Origin of the sequence: Mesorhizobium sp. M0106 (assembly GCF_040322715.1) — a bacterium.
GTDB lineage: Bacteria > Pseudomonadota > Alphaproteobacteria > Rhizobiales > Rhizobiaceae > Mesorhizobium.
The window spans coordinates 63531-84570 of sequence record NZ_JAMYUA010000022.1 but is presented as its reverse complement, the minus strand read 5'-3'; the positions used below and the strand labels follow the sequence as shown (position 1 = coordinate 84570).

Here is a 21040-nt window from a genome sequence, read left to right as displayed (position 1 = left end):
CAGGACAGAGGGGGGCGCGAAGGAATGCAACATCTCAGTTATCGCCTGCCTTGCATCAAGCAGCGATGAACTCGTTCCAGCGCTTCACCATGTAGCGGTCCTCGTCCATGACCGAGTTCCAGCAGGCGACCTTGCCCATGCGCTCTTCGAACGAGCCGCCGTCACGCACGGCGCCAGCCTTTTCCATGACCTTGCCGTCCGGCGACAGGATATCGCCCTTTGCCGGCTTGCCTTCGATCCAGTAGCCCCACTCGTCCTCGGACATGAACTTCTTGGCCGACACCATGTTGGCCGAGTAATAGCCCTGGCGGTTGAGATAGCCGCCAACCCAGCCGGACGTGTACCAGTTGATGTATTCATAGGCGGCATCGAGTTCGGCGCCGGAGAGATGGGCTGCCAGGCCAAGCCCGCCACCCCAGGACCGGTAGCCTTCCTTGAGCGGCTGGAACCGGCACGCGATGCCCTTGGAGCGGACCGCGGCCACGGCCGGCGACCACATCGACTGGATTACGACTTCGCCTGAAGCCATCAGGTTGACGCTCTCGTCGAAGGATTTCCAGAAGGCGCGGAACTGGCCGGCTTGCTTGGCCTTGATCAGGAAGTCGATCGTCTTGTCGATCTCCTCCTTGGTCATGTTGCCCTTGTCGGCGTATTTGATGTTGCCCGTTGCCTCCATGATCATCGCCGCATCCATGATGCCGATTGACGGGATGTTGAGGATGGCGGTCTTGCCCTTGAAGGCCGGATCCATGATGTCGGCCCAGGTGGTGATATCGCGGCCGACGAGGTCGGGGCGGATGCCAAGCGTATCGGCATTGTAGATCGTCGGCACCATGGTGAACCAGTTGGTCGGCGCCTTGGCGAAGACCTTGCTGTCCTGCGCCTCGACGTAACCGACGGTATGCGGCGCGGTGCCCTGGGCAATGACGCTGTCCGGCGTCAGCTTGCCGGTTTTGAACAGCGGCACCAGCTCGTCGTAATATTTCAGCTTGGTGACATCCATCGGCTGCAGGACGCCTGTCGGGAACACCTTCTTGCAGATCCAGTATTCGATGTCGGCGATGTCGTAGCTGTCGGGCTGCGTCACGGCGCGCTGCGCGGCGGCGTCGGAATCGGTTGCTGTCATCTCCAGCGTGATGCCGAGGTCGGCCTTGCACTTGTCGGCGATGGCATTGAGGTTGGATACGCCGGTGCCGAACTGGCGCAGCGTGATGTTCGATTGCGCCCAGATGGTCGGAAAGCCTGATATGGCGCCGGAACCGGCGGCGAAACCGACGGCGGCGGCACCTGTCTTGAGCAGCGAACGTCGCGATATTCCAGTCTTCTTGTCGGTGGTGTTGGTCATGTTCAGTTCCCCTGTTTTGGTTGGTTATGCTGGATTTCAGGAATCGAGACGGCCAAGGACGATCGCGTCCTCGGCGTCCCAGGCGATCGGCACTGCGTCGCCGACGGCAACCGGCCTGGCGAAGAAGCTGGTGTCGTCGACGATTACCGTGAAATCCTCGATGCCGGCGCCATTGACCGAGAGCTTCACGGTCGAACCGCGGTACTCGACGTTTGAAACGATGCCGGTGAAGCCGAGCCCGGCTGCCGGCGGCTCGCCGATGCGCACGTGGTCGGTGCGAATGGCGATGTCGATGGGCTCCCCAGTCTCCCTGCCCTGCCCGCTGGCGGCGAGCGTGACGCCGCCGGGCACATCGAAAACGACCATGCCGTCGCGACTACCGGTGACACGGCCGGAGATGACATTGTGGTCGCCCATGAAACGAGCGACGAAGGCCGTGGCCGGCCGCTCGAACACCGTGCGAGGGTGCGCCGCCTGCTCGATACGGCCGTCGTTCATCACCACGATCAGGTCGGCCAGCGCCATCGCCTCTTCCTGGCTGTGGGTGACGTGGACGAAAGTGATGCCGAGCGACGTCTGCAGCTTCTTCAGTTCGGCTCGCATGCGGATCTTCAGGAAAGGATCGAGCGCCGAAAGCGGTTCGTCGAGCAACAGCGCCTCGGGATCGGTGATCAATGCGCGCGCAAGAGCAACGCGCTGCTGCTGCCCGCCGGAAAGCTGCGCCGGGCGGCGGCTGGCATAGGCCTCCATCTGCATCAGCTTCAGCATGTCGAGTGCCTTGGCGCGGCGCTCCTCCTTGCCGACGCCTTTCATCTTCAGGCTGAAGGCGACATTGTCGATCAGGTCGAGATGCGGAAACAGTGCGTAGGACTGGAACATCATGGCAGTGCCGCGCCTGGCCGGCGGCAGGTCGGTGACCACTGTGTTGCCGAGACGCACGTCGCCACTCGATATGCTCTCGTGCCCGGCGATCATGCGCAACGTCGAGGTCTTGCCACAGCCCGACGGACCGAGCAGGCAGCAATAGGTTCCCGCAGGGATTTTCAGGCTGATGCCTTCGACGGCAGTCGTCGCGCCATAGACTTTCGAAACGGACACAATGTCGATTTCGGCGGCTTTGGACATCCAGCTTCCCCTTTGGTCGGATTAGCCAAAGCATCATGCGTGCCAGTTGCGCGCCGCCGCACCAACCGACTGAATCCTCGAAGAAATCAGGGCCGCCTCTATATAGCTGCCGATACGTCGCCCTTGTGCAATGCACAAATTATAGGCGATTGCCGCCGATCTTCGCAAAGATCGTATGCAATCTTTTTCATCTCTGTATTCACTTTGTCTCTCGTCCAAGCGATGCGATTCAGGGTAGAAGAACGCAGGACCACTGCCATGAACATTGCCGACCAGACCTTCCCTGCTATCGAGGCCGCCAACGAGGATCGCGCGCAGGCGATCCGCGACCAGTTGCGCGACGCGATCGTCGATCGCCGGCTGGCGCCGGGAACAAAGCTTTCCGAAGGCGAAGTCGGCACGCTGTTCGATGTCAGCCGCACCGTGGCGCGTGCGGCACTGCAGATGCTTTCCTTCGAGGGATTGGTGCGCACCGAGCGCAATCGCGGCGCCTTCGTCGCCAACCCGTCGCCGGAGGAAGCGCGGCAGGTTTTTGCTTCGCGCCGGCTCATCGAACCAGGCATCGCGATTGCCGCCGCCGGACGGATGACGCCGGCGCATGTCGCCGCGTTCAAGGCCCAGCTCGACGAAGAAGGCCGTTTCATCGCCGAACGCGGACCGAACGCAAGGCGATCGGAGATCAAGGCGTCGGGGGATTTTCACCTGCTTCTGGCGTCGGTCGCGGGAAACGTCATCCTGCAGCGCTTCATGGAGGAATTGGTCGCTCGTTCATCGCTGGTGATCGCACTCTATGGCCGCTCGGGCATCTCGAGCTGCGGCCACAACGAACACACGCAGATCCTCGAGGCGCTGGAAAATGGCAATGCCGAACGCGCCAGCGCGCTGATGCTGCACCACATCGACCATATCGAGGCCGACCTCGATTTGCGCGTCAGGAGCGGCCCGGCACTCAGGCAGGCGCTCGAGTTCTGAGATCGCGTCAACGCACGATCCTCACGCACATCGGCGTGCCAATTTCGATGGATCGGCCGGTGTCGGTCAGCCGGCCGGTTGCGGCATCACGGGCGAAAATCGAGATGCGGTCGGCATTCTGGTTGGCCGAGAACAGATGGCCGCCCGAGGGCGTCAGTGCCAGATTGCGCGGCGTGGCACCGCCGCAAGGCGTATAGTCGACAAGGGCAATCCTGCCGGTTTGCTGGTCGATCGAAAACACCACGATGCTGTCATGACCGCGGTTGGAGCCGTAGAGAAAGCGGCCGTCAGGCGAGATCTGGATGTCGGCGCAGTGATTGCCGTCGCGCGCCTCGGGCGGCACGGCCGGCTTGCTGTCGATCACCGTAAGCTTGCCTGATGCTTCGTCCAGCGCCAGCGAGACAACCGTCGAATCCAGCTCGTTCATGACGAACACGAAGCGACCGCCCGGATGCAGTGCGAGATGGCGCGGACCCGCGCCTGGCGCAAGCGCCGACTCGGCGAGCTTCGTCAGGCTGCCGTCTGAGCCGATGCGATAGGACACCAGCCGGTCGATGCCGAGGTCAGCGACGATCGCCATGCCGCCGGCAACCGTCTCGGTTACGCTATGGGCATGCGGCCGCTCCTGGCGGGCAGGATCTGGTCCGGTCCCGCTATGGGCAACGCTCGACAACGGCGCTGTCAGGCCGCCATTCTCACCCAACCCATAGACCACGACCGAGCGATCGGGGCCGCCCTCGCCCATGCCGTAATTGGCGACCAGCAGCTTGGTCCGGTCGCGCGTGATGGTGTTGTGCGCCGTGATGCTGCCCAGCGTCGGCTGCTTGTTGATGTAGGACAGCGTGGCGGCCTGCCTGTCGAAACGGTAGGCCGAGACCACCCCTTCGCGCCAGGTGAACACTTCTGAGTTGGCATAGATGTGGGAGCCGTCCGGCGTCACCGACAGGAAGGTGGGATTGTCGATGTCTCCCGTCTCGGCCAGTTTCTTCGTCTGCAGCGTCCCTTCGTCGAAACTGTAGACACCCAGCCCGATGCCGCGCGCGCCCTGAAAATACGGGGCGTCGCGATTGAGGCTGCCGACGAAAACCAGACAGGCATTCTGCATCACTTCCTCCTTGTTCCGCCGGCATTGGCCCCGACGGAGCAGGCAAAATTTCGCCTGTTCACGCTTGCAACACAACCCCATATGTGAAAATACTATTCACAAAAGAAGATTGACGGGAGGATCGATCATGCATTTCGCTGGTCTGTGGCGCGCCCCGATGGACGATTCCCGCTCCCAGAGGAAGTCGTCATGAGTGGTTTCGCGCCAACCGTGGGCGTGGCATCGACACACCCCGCCAACATGCCTAGGGATCACGCTGACCTTCCCGTCTGGAACGCGGAGAACTGGTTCTACGAAGACTGGCCGGTCGGCCAGAAGATCCGCTCGCTGCGCCGGACCATTGCCGAGGGCGACAGCCATCTCTTCAACACGCTGGTGCTCGACATCCATCCATACGTGCAGGACCAGATGTTCGCCGAGACGCAAGGCATTTTCGGCAAGCGACTGGTGGCAGGGGCCTTCGTGTTCTCGGCCGGGCTCGGTCTCGTCGCCACCAATTGCATCAACGCCTTTTCGTATGGCTACGACAAATTGCGCTTCATCAAGCCGGTGTTCATAGGCGACACGATCTATTCGATCCGCTCCAACCTCGACAAGAAGCCAAAATACAAGGAAATGGGGCTGATCCGCGCCAGCTATGAAGTCTTCAAGGGTGAAGGCGAGCTCGTGCTTTATTGCGAGCACCTGCAGACGGTGAAGTACCGCAATCCGGCCGATTTCGCCTGCAAGACGGAGAAATAGGCAATGGCTGCCATTGCCGAACTGCCGCTGACCGGGCTCATCGTTGTCGACATGAGCCAGTTCCTGTCCGGGCCTTACTGCTCGCTGCGACTGCTCGACCTCGGCGCTCGCGTCATCAAGATCGAACGGCCGGACGGCGGCGACCTGTCGCGCCGGCTCTATCTCAGCGACACCGAGATCGGCGGCGATTCCACCATTTTCCATGCGATCAACCGCGCCAAGGAAAGCCTTGCCATCGACTTGAAGGACGAGGCCGACCTTGCGGCGCTGCGCGGACTGCTGGCCAGGGCCGACGTGCTGATCCAGAATTTCAGGCCCGGCGTCATCGAACGCCTGGGCTTCGATTACGAGGCGGTGCGCAAGATCAATCCGCGCCTGGTCTATGCCTCGATCAGCGGCTATGGCGAGGAAGGCCCGTGGGTCAAGCGGCCGGGGCAGGATCTGCTGGCGCAGGCCCGCTCCGGCGTGATGTGGCTGAACGGCGACGAGGACCAGGGGCCGGTGCCCTTCGGCCTGGCGATCGCCGACATGCTGGCGGGTTCCGCCGCCGCGCAAGGCATCCTCGCCGCACTGGTGCGGCGCGGCGTGACCGGCAAGGGCAGCCATGTCGAGACCAGCCTGCTCGAAGCGCTGGTCGACTTCCAGTTCGAGGTGCTGACCACGCACCTCAATGACGGGCGCAGGCTGCCGCGGCGGTCGAGCTTCCGCAGCGCGCACGCCTATCTCTCGGCGCCCTACGGCGTCTATCCGGCCAAGGACGGCTATCTGGCGATCGCCATGACGCCGATCTCGAAACTCGCCGATCTCCTCGGGCTCGAGGAGCTTGCGCCCTATCGCGACCAGCCGTCGACCTGGTTCACCGCCCGCGACAAGATCAAGGCGATCATCGCGCAAAAGATCGCAACGAAGACGGTCGACGAATGGCTTGCCATTCTCGAGCCTGCCGACATCTGGTGCGCCAAGGTTTTGACCTGGCCGGAAATGATGGCCAGCGAAGGCTTCCAGGTCCTCGACATGCTGCAGACGGTGACGCGCGAGGATGACGTTTCGATCCTCACCACGCGCTCGCCGCTCAGGGTAGACGGCATCCGCGCGAAGGTCGAGCGGGCCGCGCCACGCATCGGCGAGCACAGCGCAAAAATCCGCGCGGAGTTCGGGCTGTGAGCGACGTCACGCTCAAAGGCATGACCTGGAGCCATCCGCGCGGCTATGACCCGATGGTCGCCTGTTCGAGACTGTGGAAGCAACAAACTGGCATCGCCGTTGAATGGGACAAGCGCTCGCTGCAGGATTTTGAATCCTTCCCGGTCGAGGAACTGGCCCGTGCCTACGACCTGATCGTCGTCGACCATCCGCATGTCGGCCAGATCACCGCCGAGAATTGCCTGGCGCCGCTCGATGTCGCCGGCCGGCAAGCCGAACGTGCAGCACTTGCGGCGAGCAGTGTCGGCCCGTCCTTTCCGAGCTACAACTGGCAAGGCCGGCAGTGGGCGTTTCCGATCGACGCGGCCAGCCAGGTGCAGGCATGGCGGCCCGACATGCTTTCGGCAGCGCCGGCGAGCTGGGCCGATGCTCTCGATCTGGCCCGGCAAGGCCACGTGCTGTTGCCGCTCAGGCCGCCGCATGCGCTGATGGTGTTCTACACGCTTGCCGGCAATCTCGGACGGCCCGCCGGTGAAGGCCCTGGCGACCATGTGGATCCGGCAGCGGGCAAGCAGGTCTTCGAGATGATGCGCGAGATCGCAGCTCTCGTCGACCCGGCCTGTCTTGGCATGGATCCGATCGCGGTTCTGGAGCAAATGGCCGGATCCGGCTCGCGGATCGCCTGCGCGCCGCTGATCTATGGCTATGTCTCCTATGCCATCGCCGGGTTTCGACCCAACCGCCTGGCTTTCGCGGATATCCCGGCCGCTGGCAATGCCGGCCCCAAAGGCTCGGCGCTCGGCGGGACCGGCATCGCCGTGTCGGCCTTCTCGAAGGCCGGACAGGAAGCAATCGACTTCGCCTACTGGATCGCCAGCGGTGAGGTGCAGCGCGGCCCTTACGCCTCGGCCGGCGGCCAGCCCGGCCATGCGGCGGCCTGGGCGGATGCCGCCGTCAACGCCGCCGCCGGCAATTTCTACAAGGACACGCGGGCTACGCTCGAAGGTGCCTGGGTGAGGCCGCGGCACGACGGCTACATGGCGTTCCAGCAGGCGGCGTCCGATCGCATCAATCTCGGCCTGAGCGAAAGGCACAATGCCGCTCGCGTCGTTGCCGATCTCAATCGCCTGTTTCGGGAGAGCCTTTCGACGCAGGTGTCCGGCGTTGCCGGCGGAGGAGCCTGAAACAACCGAACGGAGGAGAACATGAACAGCCTGATCCGCGGCCTTATGGCCGCAACCGCACTTGCATCGGTCACGACCATAGCCTGCGCTCAAGACGTTTCGGGCGTGATTGCTGGATTGCCGACCGAACTGAAGGCACAATATGACGGTGCGCCGCAAAAGGTGCTGCCGTCGGCCTGGGATAATTTCACGCCGCCGTCAAAGCCGTGGAAATGGTGCCACTCCGAGTCCTACCAGGGCAATCCGTGGCGCGTCACCGTGACCAAGGAGTTGAAGCGGCTGGTCGACGGCCTGATCGCCGACGGCACCGTGGCGAGCTTCGAGGTGTCGGATTCCAACAACGACGCCAGTCAGCAGATCAACCAGATCCGCGCCTTCATCGACAAGAAATGCTCGATCATCACCTCGATCCCCGGCTCGGCGACGGCGCTGGACGATGCCATCGATGCCGCAGCCAAAGCCGGCATCCCCTTCATCACGGCAGCTGGGTCGGTGACCAGCCCGAATTCGATCAATGTCGATTCCAACTATGCGCGCTGGGGCTACGACATGATGACCGCGATCGGCAAAGCAATGCCGGACGGCGGCAGCGTGCTTCTGGTCGAAGGCATTGCCGGTCACCCGATCGTCGTGCAGGAGCGCCAGGGCGGCGACAAGGCGCTGGCCGAAAATTCAAAGCTCAAGGTCTCGCGCAGCGTCAACGGCAACTGGACGGCCAACGTTACCAAGACGGCGGTGCTGCAGGCGATCGCCACCAATCCGGCGCCGATCGATGCAGTGTGGACGACGGGCAGCGAAAGCCGCGTCGTCGCCGAGGCCTTTGCCGAAGCCGGCCGCCCTGCCCCGCTGATCACCGGCTCGATCACCGGCGATGCGCTCGGCTACTGGAAGGCCAATCCAGACAAATACCGCTTCGAAGGCCATGCGGTTCTGCCGCACTGGACGGCCGAGACGCTGTTTCGTGTCGCGGCGCGCATGCTGGATGGGCAAAAGCCCAAGCTCAACACGCTGCTGATCCCGATTCCGCCGGTGCACAATGCCGACCTCGGCGCCTGGTACAAGGACTGCATGACGCCGGACGCCGTCTCGATCTTCCCGGTCCCGCCGAAGGATCCGATGCCGGAGGAATGGCTCGATGCCTACTTCGCCAATCCGGCACCGACCAAGGGCTGGGACTATTCGAAGGTGCCGGACGCCTGCGCCAAGTAGCATTTATGAGGGCCGGCTCCGCACCAGCGGTGCCGGCTTTCTCCATCAGGATTGCTCATGCTGGAAGTCCAGGCCATCTCGAAACGCTACGGCGAAACGATTGCGCTGGCCAATGCCTCCATCGCGTTCCGCGCCGGCACGATCCACACCATCCTGGGCGAGAACGGTTCGGGCAAGAGCACCCTGGTCAAGCTGCTGTCGGGGATCGTGCAGCAGGACAGCGGCGCGATCCTGCTCGACGGAGCGCCCTTTACCGGCCTCTCGCCGGCGGCGTTCCAGACCGCCGGGTTGGCCGCCGTGTTCCAGGAAGTGCTGATCGCGCCTGACCGTTCGGTGACGGACAACATCCTGCTCGGCCTCGACGGCTTGCTGGCGCGCACCGTGCCGCGTGCCGAGCGGCGGCAACGCGCGCACGCGGTGCTGAAGCGCTTCGCGGTGACCGAGATCCCGCTCGACCAGTTGGCCGGGCAATTGCCGCTGGCGGTTCAGCAATTGGTAGTGCTTGCCCGCGCCGTGGTCCGCAACCCGCGCATTCTCATCCTCGACGAGGTCACAGCGGCGCTCGACTTTGCCGATCGCGAGGCGGTCTTTGCCATGATGCGCAAGCTTGCCTCGGAAGGCTGCCTGATCCTGTTCATCACCCACCGCATGGACGAGGTGATGTCGCTTTCGGACCGGATTTCCGTGCTGCGCGGCGGCAGCGTGGTGACGACTGAGGAACGCGGCACGTCCACCGCATCCGAACTTCTCAAGGCAATGGCGCCACGCACGGCGGCGGAGCTGGCGCATGGCTGATCGCGCCAGCCTTTCGGTGCGCGGCCTGGTGATCGCGCCGGGCGCAAGCCCCATGACGCAAACCATTGCGCCAGGCGAGATCGTCGGCCTTGCCGGCCTCGACGGCCATGGACAGGAACGGTTCCTGAAAGTGCTGGCCGGCCTGGAACGCCCGGCCGGCGGCGAGGTGACCGTCGAGGCGCCAACCGGAGCGCTTGCGATCACCAATTTCCGCAAGGCGGTCGCCGGCGGCATCGCCTATTTGCCGCGCGACCGGCGCACCACCGGCATTTTTCCGACCCAATCGGTGCTCGACAATTTTGCCGTCTCGACGCTGTCGCGCGATATGCGTTTCGGTCTGCTCAGCTTCGCCGCGCGGCGGCAGCGCTATGAACGCTATCGGGACAGACTGTCGATCATCGCGCCACGGCCGGACGCCCCGATCACCACGCTTTCCGGCGGCAATCAGCAGAAGGTGCTGCTGGCCCGCGCATTGGCGCTGGAACCGGCGATCCTGCTCCTCAATGATCCGACGCGCGGTGTCGACGTGGCGACGCGCCATGTCCTCTATGATGTGTTTCGTCGACTGGCGGCGGACGGCATGGCTCTGGTCATCCTGTCGAGCGAGATCGAGGAGATCCTGCTGCTTTGCCATCGCGTGCTGGTGTTCCGCGAACAGCAGGTGGCGGCTGAAATCACCGGAGACGAGATGAAAAGCGATACGGTGATCGCCGCCATGTTCGGGCGCGCGGCATGAGCGGGTTGCGGCGCATGGCGGCGCGATGGCGCGGCGCCGGCTTTGCGGCAGTGCTGTTGGTGATCCTGATCGCGGTCAATCTGCTGCTCAATCCGGCGCGCTTCCATCCTGCCGCCTGGGGCGCGCTGATCGGGCTCGCCGCGCCGCTGATCGGCGCAGCGCTCGCCTCGGCTCCGGTGATCCTCGCCGGGCGCGGCGGCATCGACATTTCCGTCGGGCCATTGATGGGCTTCGTCAATGCGATGGTGATCCAGGTGCTGTTTCTCAGGCTTGGCATATCTTCGCCGCTGGTCATCGTGCCGGCGGCGCTTCTGATCGGCGCGATCGTCGGCGCTGCCAACGGCTTCTTGGCGACCATCGTTCGCATCCAGCCGATCGTTGCGACGCTCGGCACCTATCTGATCCTCACCGGCATGACGCTGACCGTCCTGCCGGCGCCGATCGGGCCGGCGCCGGGCTGGCTGAAGGCAATGGCCGGACCCTGGTCGGCACTGCCGCTGGCGCTGATCTTGCTGTTCTGGTGGCTGGTCCGGCAGACGCCTTATTACGACCAGCTGATGGCGGTGGGCAGCGACGACCGCGCCGCCTACACGGCCGGCATTCCGGTGACGAAAGTACGTTTCATAGCCTATGTCATGACCGGCATACTTGCCGCCTGTGCCGGCCTCATGCTGACCGCCCTGATCGGTTCGGCCGACCCTAATATCGGGCCAACCTACACGCTGATCGCGATTGCCGCAGTGGCGCTCGGTGGCGTCAGCCTTGCCGGCGGACGCGGCGGGCTCGCCGGGGCCGCGATCGGCGCCATCGACATCTTTCTGCTGCAGAGCGTGCTGACCGCCTTCAACGTCTCCACCTATGTGCTGCAGATCGCCTATGGCGCGATCCTGGTTGTGGCCGTCATCATGACGGCGCTGCAGGAGCGGCTCTCGGGACGGAAAGGCTGAGAAGCATGAGCCGGAACTGGTTCCAGTCCAGCAATGCCCGCGTCGCCGGTGCCTTTGCCGTCGCTGTCGCCTTGCATCTCCTTGGCACCTTGCTCATCCCGGGCTACTCCCAGCCGTTCGCCATCCGGGCGCTGCTGGTGATCGCCTCGCTGCTGGCGGTGGCATCGATCGGCCAGACCCTCGTCGTCATCCTCGGCGGTATCGATCTGTCGATCCCCTTCATCATCGGCTTTGCCAATGTCGTTGCCGCACAGCTCTACGGCGTCGGCTGGAATTTTGCTCTTGTCTGCGCGGTCGTCAGCGCGCTCGCCTTACTGATCGGGGCGCTGAACGGCCTGATCTCGCGCGGGCTCGACATCCACCCGCTGATCGTCACGCTCGGCATCGGCATGATTGTGCAAGGCGCCGTCCTGTTGTGGACCGGTGGTTTTCCATCCGGATCGGCGCCGCAAGCGGTTTCCGCCTTCGTATCGATCGGCGGTTCGGTCGGACCGCTGCCGGTGCCGGGGCTGGTGCCATGCGTCGCGGTGCTGACCTTGCTGGTGGCGCTGGTGCTGGCGCGCACGCCATACGGTCGCCGTCTCTACGCCCTCGGCAGCAATCCAGGTGCTACGCCGCTGGCGCTGATCGATCCAGTCCGCATGTGGACCGTGACCTATGCCGCGAGCGCCTTCTTCGCCGCCGCGGCCGGCGTGCTGCTGCTCGGCTTCACCGGTTCGGCCTATGGCGATGTCGGCCAGCCCTATCTGTTCCAGACGATCGCGGCAGTGGTGGTCGGCGGCGCCGCCCTTGTCGGCGGCCGCGGGAGCTATTTCGGCACCATTGCCGGCGTGCTGGTGCTGACGGAGATCAACACGCTGTTGATCGGCCTCGGCTTCCGGCCCTCGACCGTGCAGGCGGCACTTGGCCTGGTCATCGTGCTCCTGGTTTCGCTCTACGGTCGCGAGCGGCACGTGTCGGCGACGATCTGAGGCCACCTATTCGTTTGAGCCGCATTTGTGCGACGCCAAGTGATCCGTCACTTGGCTGCAAAATGCTCTACAAACGCCACAGCCGCTTGGCGTTGCCGGACAGCAGTTGTTGCCGTTCATCGGCGCTGGTGCCGGCAAGCAGCGCGTGCGTTGCCGCCACCCAGGTCGCAAGCCCGCCGCCGAGCGTGCAGACCGGCCAGTCGCTGCCCCAGACGACGCGATCCCGGCCGAAGCATCCGATGGTGTGCTCGACATAGGGAAGCAGCGTTTCGACAGTCCAGGATCCGGCATCCGCATAGGCGACCACACCGGAAATTTTGCCGACGACGTTCGGGCGCCGCGCGATCTCCGCCATGTGCTCGCGCCAGGGGTGCTCGGCACCGCCTTTAATGTCGGGCACGCCACAATGGTCGAGCACGAACTGCACATCTGGCGCGAGGTCGGCGAGTGCAATCGCCTTGGGGATCTGGTGCGGCAGAACGACAAGGTCGAAGGTCAGGCCGCTGCCGGCAAGCCGCCTGATGTTTTCACGAAACAGCGCGCCCTCCGAAAGCTCGTCCGGCATGACGTGCAGCACGCGGCGAAAGCCTTTGACGAAAGGATCGGCGCGCTGGCGCTCGAGATAGGCGGCAAAGCCAGGCTCCTCAGGGCGGCAGGAGGCAATTGCCCCCCGCAGCAAGCTGGCCTTTTCCCGCGACAGCGCTTTGACACGGCTGGTTTCAGCCTCGATGTCGGCAGGATCGACATCGACCTCCATATGCAATGCGCCCTCGATGCCGGCGCGGCGGGCCTGGACTGCATATTCGTCGTAGGAGAAATCGTGGTTGAGTGCCGGCACGCCGGCCAGCCAGGGATAGCGCAGCGCGGACTGGTCGATCAGGTGCAGATGGGTGTCGAAGATCATGGTGGCGCTCCTCCTTGGCGACTTCGAGATCATCTCACGGAGAAATTCTTCATTCAAATAAGAATTCATCGCGATTGCTTGACGGTCGATCCCGCCAGTTGCGACAGCTTTTCGGTCGCTGCCAGCAGCAGCTCAATCGTCCTCGTAATGTCGGGCGCCTTGGGTGCGTTGACCAGGGTTATGTAGGGAATCGACAGCGCGGCGATCGCCCTGCCGTCCGAACCAAGAACCGGTGTCGACAGGTTGAAGACACCGGCGGTCTGCATCGATGCCATCATCTCGTAGCCGCGTTCCCGGATCTGGTCGAGGCGGGCAAAGAACTCCGGCGATTGCGGTGGCTTGTCGGTGCTGCGCAGATGTTCTGAGATCATCATCTGCCGCTCTTCCGGCGGGCGGAACGCCAGCAACACATGGCCGGAGCCGGTGTCGAACAGGCTGATATGCGAGCCGACGCGGATGGAGATGCCCCAGTAATCCGGCGCCTCCTGCTGTGCGATCACCACCGCGGAACCGCGGTCGAAGACGACGAGCTGATTTGCCTGCTGTGTGGTTTCGGCCAGTTCGCGCATCAGCGGCGTCGCATAGGAAACCAGCCGGCGCACCGGCGCGTGCAGCTGCGCCAGGCCAAACAGCTTGAGCGTCAGCGAATAACGGTCGCCATCCGGCCGCGTGACGTAGCCGCGCCGCACCAGCCGGTCCAGCATGCGGTAGAACTCGTTTGGACTGCGGTCGAGCTTCTTGGCGATTTCCGCCTGCGTCAGGCCGCCATCGACACCGGCCAGCAGCTCGAGGATGTCGAGCCCCTTGTCCAGCGCCGGGGCTCGATAGCGGTCGTCTTCCTCGTCCTCTGCCATTCCGCTTCTCCAGTGAATTGCACTTTTCATATGCGCATAACGGTATTGTTTCCGAAAGAACTTTCGGCTTGACGATCCTGTAAATGTTTTGTTTGTATATGAATGAAGCTGCCGATCCGGCCTCGCTATGGATCGACGCGGACTCTTGGGAGGATACCAATGACGAAACTGTTTTGCGGCCTGTCGGCCGGCGTAACGCTGCTCGCACTGGGTGCGAGTGCCCTTGCTGCCGACCTGCCCGGCAAATTCGACGGCGTCACCATCGACGCCAAGCTGATCGGCGGCCAGCAATATGAAGGGCTGTACGCACGCATCGGCGAATGGGAGAAACTGACCGGCGCCAAGGTCAACGTGATCTCGAAGAAAAACCACTTCGAGCTCGACAAGGAAATCAAATCGGACATCGCCTCCGGCAGCATCAACTGGTGCGTCGGGTCGAACCACTCGTCCTTCGCGCCGCAATATCCTGATATCTACACCGACCTAAACAAGCTGCTGCCGAAGGAGGAGATCGACGCCTTCGTGCCGTCGACGATCAAGGCCTCGACGCTCGACGGCAAGCTGGTGATGCTGCCGCGCGCGCAGTTCGACGTGTCGGCGCTCTATTACCAGAAGAGCCTCTACCAGGACGAAGCCAAGAAGGCCGCCTACAAGGCCAAGTACGGCAAGGAACTGACACCGCCCGACACCTGGGACGAGGTCGCCCAGCAGGCGGAATTCTTCGCCAGCCCGCCCGATTTCTACGGCACCCAGTTCGCCGGCAAGGAAGAGGCGATCAACGGACGCTTTTACGAGATGCTCATCGCCGACGGCGGCGAATACCTCGACAAGGACGGCAAGCCGGCCTTCAACTCGGAAGCCGGCGTGCACGCGCTCGACTGGTTCGTCAATCTCTACAAGGCCAAGGCGGTGCCGGCCGGCACCACCAATTATCTGTGGGACGATCTCGGCCAGGGCTTTGCCTCCGGCACCGTCGCCATCAACCTCGACTGGCCGGGCTGGGCAGGCTTCTTCAACGATCCGAAGTCATCGAAGGTCGCCGGCAATGTCGGCGTGAAGGTGGCGCCGAAGGGATCGGCCGGCATTCGCACCGGCTGGTCGGGGCACCACGGATTTTCGGTCACCGAAAACTGCGCCAGCAAGGAAGCCGCGGCATCGCTTGTCTGGTTCCTGACCAATGAGGACAGTCAGAAGCTCGAGGCGGCAAGCGGCCCACTGCCGACCCGCACGGCGGTGTGGGACTGGGACATCCAGCAGGCGGCCAGCGATCCTTACAAGAAGGAAGTGTTGGCGGCTTTCCAGGAAGAGGCAAAGCACGCTTTTGCCGTGCCGCAGACACCTGAATGGATCGAAATCTCCAACGCCGTCTATCCCGAATTGCAGGCCGCCATCCTTGGCGACAAGACCTCCAAGCAGGCACTGGACGACGCTGCCGCCAAGGCCACGCAAATCCTCGAGGACGCCGGCAAGCTTTGACCATTCTCCCAAGGGGGCGCCGCGCTCATCGAAGAGCGGCGTCCCCGAACTTTTTACGAACCATGCGCAACACGCTTTGTCTTGATCCCAGCTCGCCGATGGCGGCCTTCGGTGTCCGGGCACCAACTAGAACCGGATCGCCATGAAAGGCTGGAGACCTTCGCCGCCATTGCTGCTCCTGCTGCCGGCGGTGATCGTTCTGGCGGCCGTGGTGGTGGTGCCGCTGCTGCTTTCGCTCTATTCCAGCTTCACGCCGTTCCGGCTGACCAGGCCGGAGACGTTCTGGGTCTTCATCGGCGCGCGCAACTACGTCGCCATCCTGACCAGCCGCGCTTTCTGGGTCGCCTTTGCCCGCACCGTGGTGCTGCTGACGGTGGCGCTCAACCTGGAAATGCTGATCGGGCTCGGGCTGGCACTGCTGGTGGAGAAGGCATCGCGCGGCCAGCGGATCCTGCGCACCATCATGATGTTTCCGATGATGTTTTCGCCGATCCTCGTCGGCTTCCAGTTCAAATTCATGTTCAATGACAATATCGGCCTGGTGAACAACGCCCTGCAGGGGCTCGGCCTGACCGATCGCGCCATCCCGTGGCTGATCGACGGCAATCTCGCCTTCATCGCCATCCTGATCGCCGAGATCTGGTCGTCGACCTCGGTGTTCGCGATCCTGATCCTTGCCGGGCTGCTGGCGATGCCGCGCGAACCGGTCGAGGCAGCCCGCGTCGACGGCTGCACGCCGTGGCAGACATTCCGCTATGTCACCTGGCCGTTCATCATGCCGTTTGCCTTTATCGCCATGACCATCCGCTCACTCGACGTCGCGCGCGCCTATGACATCGTCAAGATCATGACCGACGGCGGCCCCGCCGGCCGCACTGAACTGGTCTGGACGCTGGTCGCCCGCACCGCCTATGGCGATGCCAGGATGGGAATGGCCAATGCCATGGCCTATTTCTCGATCCTGCTATCGATACTGTTCACCGTCTATTTCTACCGAAAGCTCGCCGCGGCGCGCACGCAGATCGCGGCGGAGTGGTGAGGATGGACCAGAACAGCCTGCATCGCGTCGGCAACAAAGCGCTCGGCATCGTTCACGGCATCGGACTGTTCCTGGCCATGCTGGTCATCTGCCTGCCCGGCATCTGGATCGTGCTGTCGTCGCTGCGGCCGACCGTCGAAATCATGGCCAAGCCGCCGGTGTGGATCCCGCAGCAACTCTCGCTCGACGCCTACATCGCCATGTTCAGCGGCGTCGGCCAGGGCGGCATTCCGGTGCTCGACTACTTCCGCAATTCGCTGATCATCTCGGTGACCTCGACGGTGATCGCCATCGTCATCGGCATGGCCGGCGGCTATGCCTTTGCGCGCTACCGCTTTCGCGCCAAGTCGGCGATGTTCCTCGGCCTGATGCTGACGCGCACGGTGCCCGGCATCGCGCTGTCGCTGCCGCTGTTCTTCGTCTTTGCGCGGCTTGGCATCATCGACACGCATTTCGGGCTGATCCTCGTCTATGTCGCGCTCAACGTGCCGTTCACCGTCTGGCTGATCGACGGCTTTTTCCGCCAGGTGCCGAAAGATCTCGCCGAAGCCGCGCAGATCGACGGCTGCACGCGCTGGCAGGCCTTCTGGCAGGTCGAGTTTCCATTGGCCGGGCCCGGCATCGCCTCGGCCGGCATCTTTGCCTTCCTCACCTCCTGGAACGAGTTCGCGCTCGCCTCGCAGCTGACGCGCTCGATCAACTCCAAGACCCTGCCGGTCGGCCTGCTCGACTATACGGCCGAATTCACCATCGACTGGCGCGGCATGTGCGCGCTCGCCGTGGTCATGGTCATACCGGCGCTCACGCTTACCTTCATCGTCCAGAAACATCTCGTCGGCGGCCTCACTTCCGGCGCGGTGAAAGGCTGACATGGCAACCGTATCGCTCAAGAACCTCACCAAAAGCTACGGCCCGGTGGCGGTGGTGCACGGCATCGATCTCGAGGTCGCCGACCGCGAATTCATCGCGCTGGTCGGGCCGTCCGGCTGCGGCAAGTCGACAACCCTGCGCATGATCGCCGGCCTCGAGGCGATCAGCGACGGGATCATCGAGATCGGCGGCCGCATGGTCAACGACCTGCCGCCGCGCTCGCGCAACATCTCGATGGTGTTCCAGTCCTACGCGCTCTACCCGCATATGACGGTGCGCGAAAACCTCGGCTTCTCGCTCAAGATAGCCGGCGCCGCAAAGGAAGAAATGGACCGTCGCGTCGCCGAAGCATCGGGCATTCTCGGCCTCGACCAGTTGCTCGACCGCCGGCCATCGCAGCTGTCGGGCGGACAGCGCCAGCGCGTCGCCATGGGCCGCGCCATCGTGCGCGATCCCGACGTCTTCCTGTTCGACGAGCCGCTTTCCAATCTCGACGCCAAGCTTCGGACGCAGATGCGCACCGAGATCAAGAAGCTGCACGCCAAGGTCCGGTCGACGGTGATCTACGTCACCCATGACCAGGTCGAAGCGATGACATTGGCGGACCGCATCGTCATCATGCGTGACGGTTTCATCGAGCAGGTCGGCACACCCGACGAGGTCTTCCGCCGGCCGCAGACACGCTTCGTCGCGGGCTTCATCGGCTCGCCGCCGATGAATCTGCATGAGGCGGTTGTCGACGACGGACAGCTGCTGTTCGCCAGCGGCGAGAGGCTGCCTTTGCCCAGCCAGTTCAAGGCCAATATCGAGGCCGGCGACAAAGTCGTGTTCGGCCTCAGGCCCGACGACATCTATCCGACCGGGCATGGCATCAGCTCCGGCGAAGACGTCGACGTCCACCAGGTGGAGTTGCCGGTGACCGTCACCGAGCCGCTCGGCAACGAGACGCTGGTGTTCGCCGAATTCAACGGCAGCGACTGGGTATCGCGGATGCTCAATCCAAAGCCGCTGAAAGCCGGCGACCGGGTCAAGATGAGCCTGGACCTGTCGCAGGCCCATCTGTTTTCTGCTGAAACGGGCAAGACATTGCGAGGTTAAAACCATGGCAAAGATCGAGAAAATCGAACTGCGGATGGTCGACCTGGTGCCGAAGGTCAAGCGCACCGATGCCATCCAGAGTTTTGTCAGCCAGGAAACACCGATCGTCACCATCACCGACGCCGACGGCGCGGTCGGCACCGGCTACAGCTATACGATCGGCACGGGCGGCTCCTCGGTGATGCGGCTGCTGGCCGACCACCTTGCGCCGCGGCTGATCGGCCGCGACGCCGACATGATCGAGGCGATCTGGCACGAGCTGGAGTTCGCCACCCATGCCACGACGATCGGCGCGATCACGGCAATCGCGCTCGCGGCCATCGACACTGCCCTTTGGGACCTGCGGGCCAGGAAACAGAGGCTGCCGCTGTGGCAGCTGGCCGGCGGCGCCAAGGACCGCTGCCCGCTCTACACGACCGAAGGCGGCTGGCTGCATATCGAAACCGAGGCGCTGGTCGCGGATGCGCTGGCCGCCAAGGGCAAGGGGTTTCGCGGCTCGAAGGTCAAGATCGGCAAGCCGCACGGCTCCGAGGATCTTGCCCGGCTGACGGCGGTGCGCCGGGCGGTTGGAGATTCCTACGAAATCATGACCGACTGCAACCAGGGCTTTTCGGTCGACGAGGCGATCCGCCGGGCCGAACGCCTGCGTGAACTCGACCTCGCCTGGATCGAGGAACCGCTGCCGGCCGACGACATAGACGGCCATGTCCGCCTGTCGAATGCGACGTCGACGCCGATCGCCGTCGGCGAGTCGCTCTACTCGATCCGGCATTTCCGCGAATATATGCAGAAGGGCGCGTGCTCGATCGTCCAGGTCGATGTCGGCCGCATCGGCGGCATCACGCCGTGGCTGAAGGTGGCGCATGCAGCCGAGGCGTTCGACATACCGGTCTGCCCGCATTTCCTGATGGAATTGCATGTCAGCCTGACATGCGCCGTTCAGAACGGCAGATATGTCGAGTATATTCCCCAGCTCGACGAGCTGACCGGCAAGAAAATGCGTATCGAGGACGGGCACGCATTGGCACCGGACGAACCCGGCATCGGCATCGACTGGGACTGGGATGCGATCAAGGCGAAGAGCATCGCGGAATTCACCATGGCGATAGAAAAATAGGAGGCGGACATGCAGCGAATGGGAATGGTGCTCGGCCTCAAGCCGGAGAAAGTCGCCGAGTATGTGCGGCTTCACGCTGCTGTGTGGCCGGACGTCCTCAAGATGATTTCTGCCTGCAACATCAAGAATTATTCGATTTATCTGAGGGAGCCGGAGCACCTTTTGTTCAGCACCTTCGAGTACCACGGCACCGACTATGCCGCCGACATGGCGAAGATGGCCGCCGATCCCACGACGCAGGAATGGTGGGCGCTCTGCATGCCATGCCAGGAGCCGCTGCCGACCCGCAAGGAGGGCGAGTGGTGGGCGTCGATGGACGAAGTCTTCCATTATGACTGATGACATTTTCGATCCTGCCTCGCTCTCCCAGGCCTGGGCACAGCCGTCAAAGCCCAGGCCGATCGTGATTTTCGGCGCCGGCTCGATCGTCGGCGATGCGCATTTCCCGGCCTATGGGAAAGCCGGTTTTCCGGTTGCCGGGCTTTTCGACCCCGACCTGGCCAAGGCGGAAAAACTGGCGCAGAAATGGGGCGTCACCGCTTACCGGTCGCCCGAGGAAGCTGCGTCAATCAAGGACGCCGTCTTCGATCTGGCGACGCCGCCGGCTCACCACGCCGGCGTGCTCAGGGCGCTGCGCGATGGTGCGGTAGCGCTGATCCAGAAGCCGATGGGCAGCAATCTCGCCGAGGCGACCGAGATCCTCGAAATCTGCCGCTCCAAAGACCTGAAGGCGGCGGTGAATTTCCAGCTCCGCTTCGCGCCGATGATGCTGGCGCTCAAGGATGCGATCGCCAAGGGCTGGCTGGGCGAAGTGGTCGATTTCGATGCATGGCTGGCGCTGGCGACACCCTGGCAGCTCTGGGAATTCCTGTTGCAGGCGCCGCGCGTCGAGATCGCCATGCATTCGATCCATTATCTCGACCTGATCCGGCAATTGCTCGGCGACCCCAAGGGGGTTCACGCCAAGTCGCTCGGCCATCCCGGCCACAAGGTTGCGCAAACGCGCACCAGCGCGATTCTCGACTATGGCGACACGGTGCGCTGTGCATTGTCGATCAACCACGATCACAAATTCGGTCGAAAACACCAGGCCTGCGAATTCCGCATCTGCGGCACCGAAGGCGCCGCTTACCTCAAACTGGGCGTCAACCTCGACTATCCGCGCGGCGAGCCGGACATTCTCGAAATCTACCCCAAAGGCGGCACGGACTGGATTGCGGTTCCACTCCTCGGCGCATGGTTTCCGGACGCCTTTGCCGGCCGCATGGCCAATGTCCAGCGCTACGCGTCGGGCGAGGACGCCGAGCTTGTCAGTTCCGTCGAGGACGGCTGGAATACTATGGCGCTGGTCGAAGCCGCCTACCGATCGAGCGCGGCGCCGGCAACACCGATAGCGGCGAGGCCCTGAC

21 protein-coding genes are annotated in these 21040 nt (G+C 63.5%); 16 read left to right on the top strand and 5 right to left on the bottom strand.

What is annotated here, in order from left to right; all coding sequences use genetic code 11:
• Positions 1–55: 55 nt before the first annotated feature.
• Both NKJ55_RS21335 and NKJ55_RS21330 read right to left on the bottom strand, forming a co-directional pair.
• The gene (locus NKJ55_RS21335) at positions 56–1345 is read right to left on the bottom strand and encodes an ABC transporter substrate-binding protein (RefSeq protein WP_352451581.1); all 1290 of its coding nucleotides are present in this window, start codon (positions 1343–1345) and stop codon (positions 56–58) included.
• A 36-nt stretch (positions 1346–1381) separates the two neighbouring features.
• The gene (locus NKJ55_RS21330; protein ID WP_352451580.1) at positions 1382–2470 is read right to left on the bottom strand and encodes an ABC transporter ATP-binding protein; all 1089 of its coding nucleotides are present in this window, start codon (positions 2468–2470) and stop codon (positions 1382–1384) included.
• 258 nt (positions 2471–2728) lie between these two features.
• Here NKJ55_RS21330 and NKJ55_RS21325 point away from each other — a divergent pair, with 258 nt between their 5' ends.
• On the top strand, positions 2729–3442 hold the full coding sequence (locus tag NKJ55_RS21325) for a GntR family transcriptional regulator (protein WP_023676076.1): 714 nt from the start codon (positions 2729–2731) through the stop codon (positions 3440–3442).
• A 7-nt stretch (positions 3443–3449) separates the two neighbouring features.
• Here the strand turns inward: NKJ55_RS21325 and NKJ55_RS21320 are convergent, their stop codons facing one another.
• Positions 3450–4547, bottom strand: coding sequence for a lactonase family protein (locus tag NKJ55_RS21320; RefSeq protein ID WP_352451579.1), 1098 nt, complete (start codon positions 4545–4547; stop codon positions 3450–3452).
• A 189-nt stretch (positions 4548–4736) separates the two neighbouring features.
• On the opposite strand from NKJ55_RS21320, the gene NKJ55_RS21315 reads away from it, so the two are divergent.
• Genes NKJ55_RS21315 through NKJ55_RS21280 form a run of 8 tightly spaced genes read left to right on the top strand, consistent with a single transcriptional unit; the run spans position 4737 to position 12273 of the window.
• The gene (locus tag NKJ55_RS21315; RefSeq protein WP_352451578.1) at positions 4737–5288 is read left to right on the top strand and encodes a MaoC family dehydratase; all 552 of its coding nucleotides are present in this window, start codon (positions 4737–4739) and stop codon (positions 5286–5288) included.
• A 3-nt stretch (positions 5289–5291) separates the two neighbouring features.
• Positions 5292–6452, top strand: a complete 1161-nt coding sequence (locus tag NKJ55_RS21310) for a CaiB/BaiF CoA transferase family protein (RefSeq protein WP_352451577.1) — start codon at positions 5292–5294, stop codon at positions 6450–6452.
• Between the two features lie 20 nt (positions 6453–6472).
• Positions 6473–7615, top strand: coding sequence for an ABC transporter substrate-binding protein (locus tag NKJ55_RS21305; RefSeq protein ID WP_352451597.1), 1143 nt, complete (start codon positions 6473–6475; stop codon positions 7613–7615).
• A 21-nt stretch (positions 7616–7636) separates the two neighbouring features.
• Positions 7637–8824: an ABC transporter substrate-binding protein gene (locus tag NKJ55_RS21300; RefSeq protein ID WP_352451576.1), complete on the top strand. Its 1188-nt coding sequence runs from the start codon at positions 7637–7639 to the stop codon at positions 8822–8824.
• A gap of 57 nt (positions 8825–8881) precedes the next feature.
• Positions 8882–9619 carry an ATP-binding cassette domain-containing protein gene (locus NKJ55_RS21295; protein WP_352451575.1) on the top strand — a complete coding sequence of 246 codons (738 nt, stop codon included), beginning with the start codon at positions 8882–8884 and terminating at the stop codon, positions 9617–9619.
• A complete protein-coding gene (locus NKJ55_RS21290; protein ID WP_352451574.1) occupies positions 9612–10355 on the top strand; it encodes an ATP-binding cassette domain-containing protein in 744 nt (247 codons plus the stop codon). The genes NKJ55_RS21295 and NKJ55_RS21290 overlap by 8 nt, the downstream gene beginning before the upstream one ends.
• Entirely contained in the window at positions 10352–11302 is a 951-nt protein-coding gene (locus tag NKJ55_RS21285; RefSeq protein ID WP_352451573.1) for an ABC transporter permease, read from the top strand. The genes NKJ55_RS21290 and NKJ55_RS21285 overlap by 4 nt, the downstream gene beginning before the upstream one ends.
• 5 nt (positions 11303–11307) lie before the next feature.
• Complete coding sequence (locus NKJ55_RS21280) at positions 11308–12273, top strand: ABC transporter permease (RefSeq protein WP_352451572.1); 966 nt, start codon at positions 11308–11310, stop codon at positions 12271–12273.
• Positions 12274–12340: 67 nt separating this feature from the next.
• On the opposite strand, the gene NKJ55_RS21275 is transcribed toward NKJ55_RS21280, so the two are convergent.
• Positions 12341–13177, bottom strand: coding sequence for an amidohydrolase family protein (locus NKJ55_RS21275; RefSeq protein ID WP_352451571.1), 837 nt, complete (start codon positions 13175–13177; stop codon positions 12341–12343).
• 65 nt (positions 13178–13242) lie between these two features.
• Positions 13243–14031 (bottom strand): IclR family transcriptional regulator, encoded by a 789-nt coding sequence (locus NKJ55_RS21270; protein WP_352451570.1) that lies wholly within the window; start codon positions 14029–14031, stop codon positions 13243–13245.
• Positions 14032–14190: 159 nt separating this feature from the next.
• On the opposite strand from NKJ55_RS21270, the gene NKJ55_RS21265 reads away from it, so the two are divergent.
• The 7 genes from NKJ55_RS21265 to NKJ55_RS21235 all read left to right on the top strand — a co-directional run bounded on the left by NKJ55_RS21265 (position 14191) and on the right by NKJ55_RS21235 (position 21039).
• Positions 14191–15507: a type 2 periplasmic-binding domain-containing protein gene (locus tag NKJ55_RS21265; protein ID WP_352451569.1), complete on the top strand. Its 1317-nt coding sequence runs from the start codon at positions 14191–14193 to the stop codon at positions 15505–15507.
• A 142-nt stretch (positions 15508–15649) separates the two neighbouring features.
• Complete coding sequence (locus tag NKJ55_RS21260) at positions 15650–16546, top strand: carbohydrate ABC transporter permease (protein WP_352451568.1); 897 nt, start codon at positions 15650–15652, stop codon at positions 16544–16546.
• A 2-nt stretch (positions 16547–16548) separates the two neighbouring features.
• Positions 16549–17415, top strand: coding sequence for a carbohydrate ABC transporter permease (locus tag NKJ55_RS21255; protein ID WP_352451567.1), 867 nt, complete (start codon positions 16549–16551; stop codon positions 17413–17415).
• Between the two features lies 1 nt (position 17416).
• Complete coding sequence (locus NKJ55_RS21250; RefSeq protein ID WP_352451566.1) at positions 17417–18514, top strand: ABC transporter ATP-binding protein; 1098 nt, start codon at positions 17417–17419, stop codon at positions 18512–18514.
• 4 nt (positions 18515–18518) lie between these two features.
• The gene (locus NKJ55_RS21245) at positions 18519–19631 is read left to right on the top strand and encodes a mandelate racemase/muconate lactonizing enzyme family protein (RefSeq protein ID WP_352451565.1); all 1113 of its coding nucleotides are present in this window, start codon (positions 18519–18521) and stop codon (positions 19629–19631) included.
• 9 nt (positions 19632–19640) lie between these two features.
• Positions 19641–19970, top strand: coding sequence for an L-rhamnose mutarotase (locus NKJ55_RS21240; protein ID WP_023676093.1), 330 nt, complete (start codon positions 19641–19643; stop codon positions 19968–19970).
• Positions 19963–21039 (top strand): Gfo/Idh/MocA family protein, encoded by a 1077-nt coding sequence (locus tag NKJ55_RS21235; RefSeq protein WP_352451564.1) that lies wholly within the window; start codon positions 19963–19965, stop codon positions 21037–21039. The genes NKJ55_RS21240 and NKJ55_RS21235 overlap by 8 nt, the downstream gene beginning before the upstream one ends.
• Position 21040: the final 1 nt, after the last annotated feature.